The sequence below is a fragment of the Candidatus Omnitrophota bacterium genome, from assembly GCA_026387175.1.
Classification (GTDB): domain Bacteria; phylum Omnitrophota; class Gorgyraeia; order 2-01-FULL-45-10; family 2-01-FULL-45-10; genus CAIMPC01.
In genome coordinates this window covers 186,584-197,508 of sequence record JAPLME010000007.1, presented here as the reverse complement: position 1 = coordinate 197,508, position 10,925 = coordinate 186,584, and the positions used below count along the sequence as shown (strand labels likewise).

9 protein-coding genes are annotated in these 10,925 nt (G+C 48.6%); all 9 read left to right on the top strand.

The annotated features are described in order from the left end of the window. Positions 1-12: 12 nt before the first annotated feature. The 9 genes from NTY76_04060 to NTY76_04020 are packed head-to-tail and all read left to right on the top strand — an operon-like array spanning position 13 to position 10,806. Entirely contained in the window at positions 13-1,245 is a 1,233-nt protein-coding gene (locus NTY76_04060) for an aspartate kinase (protein ID MCX5678265.1), read from the top strand. Then, the gene (gene cimA, locus NTY76_04055) at positions 1,242-2,810 is read left to right on the top strand and encodes a citramalate synthase (GenBank protein ID MCX5678264.1); all 1,569 of its coding nucleotides are present in this window, start codon (positions 1,242-1,244) and stop codon (positions 2,808-2,810) included. The genes NTY76_04060 and cimA overlap by 4 nt, the downstream gene beginning before the upstream one ends. A 39-nt stretch (positions 2,811-2,849) precedes the next feature. After that, a complete protein-coding gene (locus tag NTY76_04050) occupies positions 2,850-3,278 on the top strand; it encodes an ACT domain-containing protein (protein ID MCX5678263.1) in 429 nt (142 codons plus the stop codon). Further along, the gene (locus NTY76_04045) at positions 3,275-5,941 is read left to right on the top strand and encodes a valine--tRNA ligase (GenBank protein ID MCX5678262.1); all 2,667 of its coding nucleotides are present in this window, start codon (positions 3,275-3,277) and stop codon (positions 5,939-5,941) included. Before NTY76_04050 ends, NTY76_04045 begins: the two co-directional genes overlap by 4 nt. 19 nt (positions 5,942-5,960) lie before the next feature. After that, on the top strand, positions 5,961-6,230 hold the full coding sequence (locus tag NTY76_04040) for a hypothetical protein (protein MCX5678261.1): 270 nt from the start codon (positions 5,961-5,963) through the stop codon (positions 6,228-6,230). 3 nt (positions 6,231-6,233) lie between these two features. Beyond that, positions 6,234-7,106, top strand: a complete 873-nt coding sequence (gene nadC / locus NTY76_04035; protein ID MCX5678260.1) for a carboxylating nicotinate-nucleotide diphosphorylase — start codon at positions 6,234-6,236, stop codon at positions 7,104-7,106. A gap of 1 nt (position 7,107) precedes the next feature. Next, the gene (gene uvrB, locus NTY76_04030) at positions 7,108-9,081 is read left to right on the top strand and encodes an excinuclease ABC subunit UvrB (protein ID MCX5678259.1); all 1,974 of its coding nucleotides are present in this window, start codon (positions 7,108-7,110) and stop codon (positions 9,079-9,081) included. Further along, a complete protein-coding gene (locus NTY76_04025; protein MCX5678258.1) occupies positions 9,071-10,051 on the top strand; it encodes a biotin--[acetyl-CoA-carboxylase] ligase in 981 nt (326 codons plus the stop codon). Before uvrB ends, NTY76_04025 begins: the two co-directional genes overlap by 11 nt. After that, positions 10,048-10,806: a type III pantothenate kinase gene (locus tag NTY76_04020; GenBank protein MCX5678257.1), complete on the top strand. Its 759-nt coding sequence runs from the start codon at positions 10,048-10,050 to the stop codon at positions 10,804-10,806. The genes NTY76_04025 and NTY76_04020 overlap by 4 nt, the downstream gene beginning before the upstream one ends. Positions 10,807-10,925: the final 119 nt, after the last annotated feature.

The following is a 10,925-nucleotide window of genomic DNA, read 5'->3' as shown; positions in this document are numbered from 1 at the left end:
AGGGATGATGATATGGGAAAAGGAATCATAGTCCAGAAATATGGCGGCTCAAGCGTTGCCGATGTCGAAAAGATCCAGAATGTGGCGAAGAGGGTTATAAAAGCCAAAGCGGAAGGTTATGATGTGGTGGTGGTCGTCTCGGCACTCGGAGATACTACGGATAATCTTATAGCTCTCGCGCTCCAGATCACAAATAATCCGGCCGAACGCGAACTGGATATGTTGATATCCACGGGCGAGCAGGTATCATGCGCGCTCCTCGCCATGGCGATACATGAGCTGGGCGGAGACGCTATATCTTTCACAGGCGCGCAGGTCGGCATAATAACCGATAACTCTTTCACCAGGGCCCGTATCATCGATATTAACGCAAAACGGATAGAGGAGGCATTGAAGAAAAAGAGGATAGTCATAGTGGCGGGCTTCCAGGGCGTGGACCTTAACTATAATATCACCACTCTTGGCCGCGGAGGCTCAAATCTGACCGCCGTAGCGCTTGCCAAGGTGCTGAACGCGAAGGTCTGTGAGATGCATACGGATGTCGAAGGCGTCTTCACCGCTGACCCCAGGATAGTCAAGGACGCGAGGAAGATCGACCGTATAAGCTACGAGGAGATGTTCGAGCTGGCATCTCTCGGAGCGCAGGTGCTGCAGCCGCGTTCAATAGAAGTCGCTATGAAGTTTGGGGTTCCGATACATGTGAGATCAAGTTTTTCCAACAAGCAGGGTACAATAATCTCCAAGGAGGTGAGGGCGATGGAAGATACGGTCGTTTCCGGAGTTGCTATGAACAGCGATGAGGCGAAGGTGACCATATGCGATGTGCCTGATAAGCCGGGAATAGCGGCAAAGATATTCAGGGAGATCGCTAAGCAGGATATAAACGTAGACATGATAGTGCAGAACGTTTCGCGCACGGGCGCCACCGATGTTTCATTTACCGTGCCGTCGATAGATCTATCCAGGACCATAAAGGCATCCAAGGATATATCGAAAAAGATCGGCGCGGGGGATGTCACGTTCGATAAAGATATCGCCAAAGTCTCGATCGTGGGCATAGGAATGAGAAGCCACTCCGGCATCGCGGCGAAGATGTTTGAAGCGCTGGCCGAAAATAACATAAACATCGAAATGATATCGACGAGCGAGATAAAGATATCGTGCGTAGTGAACAAGAAGTCCGGCCATAACGCGGTCCGGGCCATACACACGAAGTTCGGCCTGGGGAAAAAGGGGAAGAGATGAATAAGATAGAGCTTTATGATACGACCCTGAGAGACGGCGCGCAGTCGGAAGGCATATCTTTCACCGTAGCGGACAAGCTCAAGATCTGTGAAAAGCTGGACGAGCTGGGCGTCGACTTCATTGAGGGCGGATGGCCCGGAGCGAATCCTAAAGATATGGAGTTCTTTAAGAAGGCCAAATCGCTCGGCCTCAAAAAGTCAAAGCTCGTCGCGTTCGGCAGCACCAGGCGCGCCGGTGTTAAGGCTTCTCAGGATAAGGTGCTCAGTGCCCTTCTCGATGCCGATACAAAGGTCATAACGATATTCGGGAAATCGTGGGACCTGCATGTCAGGGATGTCTTTAAATGCGATCCGGGCGAAAACCTATTGATGATAGAGGACTCGGTGAAGTACCTGAAGTCCAAAGGAAGGACTGTCTTTTTCGATGCAGAGCACTTTTTCGACGGGTTCAAGGGCAACAAAGAGTACGCGATCAGGTGCATAAAGTCAGCTTCTTCATCCGGTGCGGACAGGATAGTGCTTTGCGACACAAACGGCGGTACCATAACATCTCAGGTATTCGAGATAGTGGAAGAGGTGAAGGCGGCCATTTCCACGCCTATAGGGATCCACGCTCATAACGATTGCGATATGGCGGTGGCGAATTCCGTGGCTGCCATACAGGCGGGATGCATTCAGGTCCAGGGCACGATCAACGGGTACGGCGAAAGGTGCGGCAATGCTAACCTGATCTCGATCATAGCGAACCTTAGGCTTAAGCTCGATATCGCTTGCGTCTCCGATATGCAATTAAAAGAATTAACCGAAATCGCGAGGTTCGTCGCGGAAATCTGTAATATGAAGCTTGAGGACCGGCAGCCGTATGTCGGCAATAGCGCGTTCGCCCATAAAGCGGGCGTTCACATAAACGCTATCCTGAAGAACCCGATAACGTACGAGCATGCCGATCCCGGTATGGTTGGAAATCACAGGCGCCTTCTGATATCGGAGCTCTCCGGAAAATCGACTATCTTTAAGAAGGCCCAGGAGATGAACCTGGACCTGGGCAAAGATACCGAAAAGTCCAGAAGCATACTGAATACACTGCAGAGCCTCGAACATAAGGGATATCATTTTGAGACCGCAGAGGCATCTCTTGAGTTATTGATAAAGCGCATCATGAAGAAGTTTAAAGATTTCTTCGAGCTTGAGGATTTCAGGGTCATAATCGAGAAACGGAAAAACGGCAAGATGTCTTCGGAAGCGACTATAAAGCTTAAGGTGGGCAAGGAGTCCGAGCATACAGCGTCTCTGGGGGACGGCCCTGTTAACGCGCTCGATAGCGCGCTCAGAAAAGCATTGAAGAAGTTTTATCCCAAGCTCGACGAGATGCATCTTACGGACTACAAAGTCCGTGTCCTGGATGAGAAGGAAGGGACTGCGGCCAGGGTCAGAGTGCTCATACAATCACAGGACAAGCAGGATTCATGGTGGACGATGGGCGTATCCGAGAATATAATCGATGCCTCATGGCTTGCGCTTGTTGATTCAGTGGAATATAAGCTGTTGAAAGATTCGAAAAAATAGATCTTTCGGTCTTCATGGGTATCCTTTGCGGAGGCGGGTATGATAAAGAGTGTAATGTTGGGAGAGGAACTGACGATATCAACAAAAAATAAGGTAGGGCTGCTTGCCGATATCTCTAAGATGCTTGCGGACAGAGGTATAAATATTGAATCCGCACTGGGTTATGAATCGGGCAAGACCGCAAAACTTATGATAGTCACCAGCGCGAACCTTACTATCGTCAATGAGCTCAAAAAGAAAAAATATAAGTCTATCAAAGAGTCTGAGGTCGTGCTAGTAGAGCTGGACAATAAGCCCGGTGCGCTCAAGGTGGTGACTACCGAGCTTAAGAATGCCGGGATAGACATCAGGTATCTCTATATTACCTCATCTTCATCTCCTGTAGAAGGGTCCAGGATGGTTGTTCAGACAAGCGACAATGAAGAGGCAATGGCACTTCTGTCAAAATACGTTAATCCGAAAGAGTGATCGTGGAACTATCGAAAACATATAACCCTCACGAGGTTGAGGAGAGGATCTATTCTGATTGGGAGTCGAAAGGGTATTTTCACGCCGACTCCAACTCAAAGAAGAAGCCCTACTCAATAGTGATCCCGCCCCCGAATATCACAGGAATCCTTCATATGGGCCATGCATTGAATAATACTATACAGGATATCCTGATCCGGTTTAAAAGAATGCAGGCCTTTGAAGCCGAATGGATGCCCGGGACGGACCACGCCGGCATAGCTACCCAAAACGTCGTGGAGAGGGCCCTTGCAAAAGAGGGATTAAAGCGCCATGATTTAGGGCGCGAAAAATTCATCGAAAAAGTATGGAAGTGGCGCGACGAGTACGGATCGACTATCATAAAACAGCTTAAGAAGTTAGGATGCTCCTGCGATTGGGAGCGCACGCGTTTTACGATGGACGAAGGGCTTTCCGAGGCGGTCCTTGACGTATTCGTGCGGCTTCACGAGAAAGGTCTGATCTATAAAGGAAATTACATAATAAACTGGTGCCCTCGATGCCATACAGCGCTTTCGGATGAGGAGTCGCAGCATAAAGATGTGGACGGCATGCTCTATTATGTAAAGTATCCGGTAAAAGGTACCGCCGGCAAAGAAGAGGAGCACATTGTGATAGCGACGACGAGGCCCGAGACTATGCTTGGGGATGTCGCCATAGCTGTTAATCCGAAAGACAAGAGATATAAAGATCTTAAGGGCAAGACCCTGGTGCTTCCGATTTTAGGCAGAGAATTAAAGATAGTCTATGACGCTCTGGTCGATATGAAGTTCGGCACCGGCGCTCTCAAGGTAACTCCTGCGCATGACCCGGTGGATTTTGGGCTTGGCTTAAAATACGGCCTCGAACAGATAAACATCATGAACGATGATGCCACTATCAATTCTATCGGCGGCGATTATGAGGGAATGGACCGATTTGAGGCCAGGGAGGCCATCGTCGAGGATCTGAAAGCGCGGGGGCTATTCATAAAGTCCGAGCCGCACAGGCATGCCGTAGGGCATTGCTACAGATGCCACACTATGGTGGAGCCGAGGCTCTCTCTTCAGTGGTTTGTCAGGATGAAGCCGCTCGCCGCGCCCGCTATAGAAGCGGTAAAGAACGGGAGCATAAAATTCTACCCGGCACGATGGACTAAGGTCTATCTCGACTGGATGGAGAATATACGCGACTGGTGCATATCGCGCCAGATATGGTGGGGGCATCGCATCCCTGCTTACTATTGCAAAAAGTGCCGGGGCGAAAAAGCCGTTATTGTGTCCAAAGTAAGGCCTGAGAAGTGCCCGTCCTGCGGCTCGACAGAGATAGAACAGGATCCGGATGTGCTCGACACATGGTTCTCTTCATGGCTATGGCCGTTTTCGACATTCGGCTGGCCCAAAGAGACGCCGGATCTGAAATACTTTTACCCTACGGATTCGCTCGTCACCGCTCAGGAGATAATATTCTTCTGGGTGGCGAGGATGATAATGGCGGGCCTCGAGTTCAGGGGTGACATACCGTTCAGGAACGTCTATATTCACGGGACGGTGCGCGATATGACCGGAACGAAGATGTCGAAGTCGCTCGGTAATACCATCGATCCGCTCGATATGATCCAAAAATACGGCACGGATGCGCTGCGCTTCAGCATAATATCGATAACCGCGCAGGGCCAGGATGTATATTTGTCGGAATCCAGGTTTGAGCTGGGCCGGAACTTTGCTAATAAACTCTGGAACGCCTCAAGGTTCATAATGATGAATCTGAAGGCCGAAGAGATAGAAGTCGATTTATGCACATCCTTCAAAACCATGAAGCTTACGCTGGCCGAGAGATGGATACTTTCGCGTTTCTATTCGACATTAAGCTACGTTTCAAAGTGCCTCGATGAATATAAGTTCAATGAGGCGGCGAACGCCATATATGAATTCCTTTGGCACGAATTCTGCGATTGGTATATAGAGATAGCCAAATCCACTATAAACGAAAAATCTTCACAGGTGATACTGTACAAGATACTTGAAAAATCGCTTCGTATGCTGCACCCATTTATGCCTTTTATCACAGAAGAGATATGGCAGAAGCTTCCGAGATCAAAGGATGCTGCCGGAGATTCCATAATGACACAACCCTGGCCGCACGTCCAGAGCCAGATGATATCCAGACCTGACGAAGATGCCATGCAAAAGCTTATAGACCTGATCACTTCGATAAGAAATATACGGTCGGTATGGAATATAGAACCCCGCACAGAAGTAAACGCGATAATAAACACCCACGATGCCAAAGACGAGAAACTATTATCCGACAATATCGATCTTATAAAGAAGCTTGCGCGGGTATCGGGCTTAAGGATCGGAAAACATTCCAAGCCGAAAAGCTCGGCGGTGAGCGTTATAGGGAGTATGGAGGTATATTTGCCTCTCGAGGGCCTGATCGATTTTGAAAAAGAGAAGGCGCGGCTCGTTAAAGAGCACTCAAGGATGGAGAGCGAGATGAAGGGCCTCACCCAGCGCTTAAAGGACAAGAACTTCACATCAAAGGCTCCGAAGGAGATAGTCGAGAAGCAGACAGAACGAAAAACGGATCTGGCGATTCAGATAAAGAAGATTAAGGATAACTTAAAAGAGATAGGTGTTTAAAAAAGGCAAAGGAGGCGGCATGAGATACGCGGTCCTGGCTGGTGCGTTGGCTATTACATTGTGCGCAGGTATTTGTGAGGCCGAAGACGGTAAGGTTAAGAATGCTTCCGCGGCTGCCGTGATAACAGAAGAGACGGAAAGCGGCACAGGGCTTAAGCATATAGATACAGGAGACAGTTCCGAAGAGCCTGTTACCCAGGTGGGTACTATGGGTCCGGGCGAGAGCTATGATGAGAACACCGGCTTTCCTGACGTTGTTGAGAGTGATTCCAGTATGGATACTCGATAATATATGCAGCTTGATAGGGCGAGGGTGCTACGGATAATAAAGGCCGCGCTTAAAGAAGATATAGGCAGGGGTGATATAACAACTCAGCCGTTAATTGACAGGCTGTCTATCTCTAAGGCTGTAATTATTTCCAGGGAGGACTGCGTCGTATGCGGCCTGGAGATAGCCGAGATGGTAATGGCCGGGATCGACTACAGTGTTCGCTTCAAACCTAATTGCAAGGACGGAACTTTCGTAGGCAAAGGCAAGGATGTAGCGTTTATCGAAGGCGCGACGGCATCTATATTGCGCGCTGAGCGTACGATGCTGAATTTTCTCACTTTCTTGAGCGGTATATCGACCAGGACCAGACAGTATCAGGATAAAGTCAAACCCTACGACGTAAAGATAATGGATACGCGCAAGACCATCCCGCTGTTGAGATATCTTGAAAAATACGCGGTATTTACAGGCGGCGGCGCCAATCACAGGATGGGGCTTTACGACCAGGTGCTTATAAAAGACAATCATATATATTGCCGTAAGAATAATCTGTCTCCGGGGCGGGAATTCTCGCTCAAGAGTATCGTCGAAGAAGCGAGGAAGAAGAGCCGGAAAGGGACCGTGGTAGAGATAGAAATTTCAACGCTTAAAGAATTCAGCGATGCCCTTGGAGGGCGGCCCGATATCATCATGCTCGACAATATGGGTATTAATGAGATAAAAGCATGTGTCGAGATAAGGAAGCTTTCGAAGACAAAACCGCTTCTCGAGGTCTCCGGCGGTATCACGCTCGATACGGTCGAGGAATACGCGAAGACCGGCGTTGAGATGATCTCCATAGGCGAACTTACCGATTCAGTCAGGGCGATCGATATGTCGCTCGACCTTATCTAGTATGGCAAAATTCAAACTGGTGTCCGGGTTTAAGCCCGCAGGCGATCAGCCGCAGGCCATAGAAAAACTCACCGAAGGCATTCTTAAAGCCCATAAGTACCAAACCCTTCTAGGTATTACGGGATCCGGCAAGACATTCACGATGGCCAATGTGATCGCCGCATTGGGAAAGCCTGCGCTTGTCATCTCGCATAATAAGACGCTTGCCGCCCAGCTTTACAGCGAGTTCAAAGAATTCTTTCCGGAGAATGCCGTAGAGTATTTCGTCAGCTATTACGATTATTATCAGCCTGAAGCCTACATTCCGCATTCGGATATTTACATCGAGAAGGACTCATCGATAAACGAAGATATAGACCGGCTCAGGTTATCGGCCACAAGCTCTTTGATGTCACGGGAGGATGTAGTGATCGTGGCGAGCGTCTCATGTATATACGGCCTCGGCTCGCCAGCGGAATATGGAGAGATGCTGGTCTTCCTGAACGAAGGCGATCAGATATCAAGGGACGAGGTGCTCAAGCGCCTTATCTCCATCCATTATGAACGTAATGATTACGACTTCAAGCGTTCCACGTTCAGAGTCAGGGGTGATACCGTCGAAATATATCCGGCATATACCAGTACCGCATATAGGGTGGAGCAATTCGGAGATAAGATAGAGCGGATATACGAGATCGATCCCCTGACCGGAAACGTCATAACAAACGTAAAGAAGATCGGTATCTATCCGGCAAAGCATTTTGTGACGACGCCCGAAAGAATAGAGAGATCGATAAAATCTATCGAGAAGGAGCTTGCGGAGAGGCTTGCCGAGCTTAAATCCCAGAATAAGCTTGTGGCCGCCGAAAGGCTGGAGTCCAGAACACATTACGATATTGAAATGATGCGCGAGATAGGTTATTGCAACGGCATAGAGAATTATTCCCGGCATCTATCGGAAAGGCCGGCGGGCTCCCGGCCGTGGTGCCTTATAGACTATTTCCCGAAGGATTTTCTGGTATTTGTCGATGAATCACACGTCACGATCCCGCAGGTGCGGGGAATGTATAACGGTGACAGGGCCAGGAAAGAGACTCTTGTCGAATACGGTTTCAGGCTGCCCTCCGCGCTTGACAACAGGCCTTTAAGGTTCGACGAATTTGAAAAAATTTTACCGGGAATGATATTTGTTTCCGCTACGCCTTCAGATTATGAGATGGAGAAGTCCGGCAACAGGATAATAGAACAGATAATCAGGCCCACGGGCCTTATCGACCCACCGATAGACGTGAGGCCAACAAAGAACCAAATAGACGACCTTATTAATGAAATAAAGACGAGGGCGGAGAGAAAAGAGAGGGTCCTTGTCACGACGATCACCAAGCGCTTATCGGAAGATATTGCGGAATATCTCACGGGATTTAATTTGAGAGTGAAGTATCTTCATTCCGAGATAGGCGCCATAGAGCGGGCCGAGATATTGCGGGATTTACGGCTTAATAAATTCGATTGCCTGGTAGGTATTAATCTCTTAAGGGAAGGGCTCGATCTGCCTGAGGTGTCACTGGTCGCCATCCTGGATGCCGATAAAGAGGGTTTCCTGAGAAGCGAGACCAGCCTCATACAAGTGGCCGGGCGCGCTGCCCGCCATCTCAACGGGCAGGTGATAATGTATGCCGATACCGTAACCAAGTCGATGAAAAAAGCTATCGACGAGTCTGTGAGACGGCGCAAGATACAGATCGCATTTAATAAAGCGAATAATATTGAGCCGCGCTCGATAGAGAAAGCGATAAGGGACGGTATAGAATCGTATAAGAAGGCACGGGAGATAATCGCGGGAGTTGTAGAAGAGACTGAGGATCAATACGATGTAACCACGCTGGTAGCGGAACTTCAGCGCGATATGGAGCTTGCCGCAAGAAATCTGCAATTCGAAAAGGCCGCGGCGCTTCGCGACCAGATAAAAGAGTTGAAAGAAAAATATGCAATCTGATAATAAGATGCTGGATCTACTAAGAGATAGCGACGGTTCGTATGTATCCGGCGAAGAGTTGTGTAAGATGGCCGGCATATCGAGAGCCGGCATTTGGAAGCGGATCGAAAAACTTAGAGAAGAGGGGTATGAGATAGAGGCTCTGCCTCATCTCGGATACCGCCTGATCGGGATACCGGATGCCCTATTGCCGGATGAAATAAAATTGAATCTCAAGACAAGATACTTAGGCAAAGAAATAATATCGTATAAAAAAGTCGATTCTACGAATACATCCGCATATGAATTAGCCGAGCACGGCCTGACGGAAGGCGCGGTTATATTTGCCGACGAGCAGGCCAGAGGCAAGGGCAGGCACGGAAGGACCTGGCAGTCTGTGCCCGGATGCGGAATCTACATGTCATGCGTGTTAAGGCCGCATATGGCGCCGAATGAGATCCCGAAGATAACCCTTGTCGCGGCCGTCGCCGTGGCGAAAGCTATTAGAGGCTATACTGGCCTCAACGCGGTGATAAAATGGCCTAACGATATATTGATAAACGGCAAAAAGGTTTGCGGCATACTCACGGAAATGAAGGCCGAGCAGGATATGATCGATTTTATAATACTTGGAATAGGCGTAAACGTAAATACAAAAGCTAAAGACCTTCCGAAGGGGGCATCTTCCTTAAAAGAAGAATTGCACCATATAAAGGATGGAGAAAATATTTCGAGGGTTGAGCTTGCGAAGAAAATGCTGGAGACGCTCGAAGAATATTATAATACTTTGAAGAAAAAAGGATCCGGCTCTATAATAGAGGAGTGGAAAGAGTACTCTGTAATGCTGGGCTCAAGAGTTAAGGTAGCCCTGCCTAATAGGACGTTTGAGGCCGATGTCTATAACATAGACCCGGATGGCGCGCTTGTGGTGAGGCTCGATTCGGGTGTCCTCGAAAAGATATCGTCCGGTGACGTGGTGATGGTGCGATGAATAATATTATGCTTGCAGCAGACATAGGTAACACGAATATCACAGTCGGCCTTTTTAAAGGCGCCAAGCTCGTAAGGAAGATTAAGGTGCCCACCAACTCATACTATCTCCACGGAAGACACTTAAGCGGTATTTGTAATCTTGCCGGCCTTAAGCACGGCGATGCGCTGAATATCGTTATTTCAAGCGTTGTGCCGCTCGCTCTTTCCAGGCTTATCGCGGCGCTTAACAAGGTTGTGAAATGTAATATTTCGGTAATCGGCCGGGATAAGATTGTGCCGATCAGGAATCTTTATAGAATCAAAAGCGAAGTAGGCCAGGACAGGCTGGTAAACGCGTTTGCGGCGAAGACTTTATACGGTAAGCCGGCAGTCATAATCGATTTCGGAACTGCGATAACATTCGATGTAGTCTCCACAAGAGGGGATTATCTCGGCGGCTTGATATTTCCGGGCATCGAGATGTCCCTGTCAAGTTTGCATAAGAAGACAGCGCTCTTGCCCAATATTAAATTAAAACCTGCCTTATCCATCATCGGTCGTGACACAGTAAACAGTATGCGCGGCGGCATATTGTTCGGGCTCGGGGCTATGTGTGACGCTTTAGCCGCAAAATACAGAAAGATGTTAGGTAAGAGGACCAGGATCATCGCTACAGGCGGTAATGCCTCACTCATAAAGCGCTACTCGAAATCCATCCAGATAGTTGACGAAGACCTCACCCTTAACGGCCTTAGGCTTATAAGCGAATTGTAGCGCAGCGCTATGGTTATCCACAATCGTAGGGGATGCTTAAACGTCCCATACGGCTTTTACATTCACCCAAGTTAAAACTCAAAAAAGTTATCTTACTTTGTATTGATTTAACGTAATCA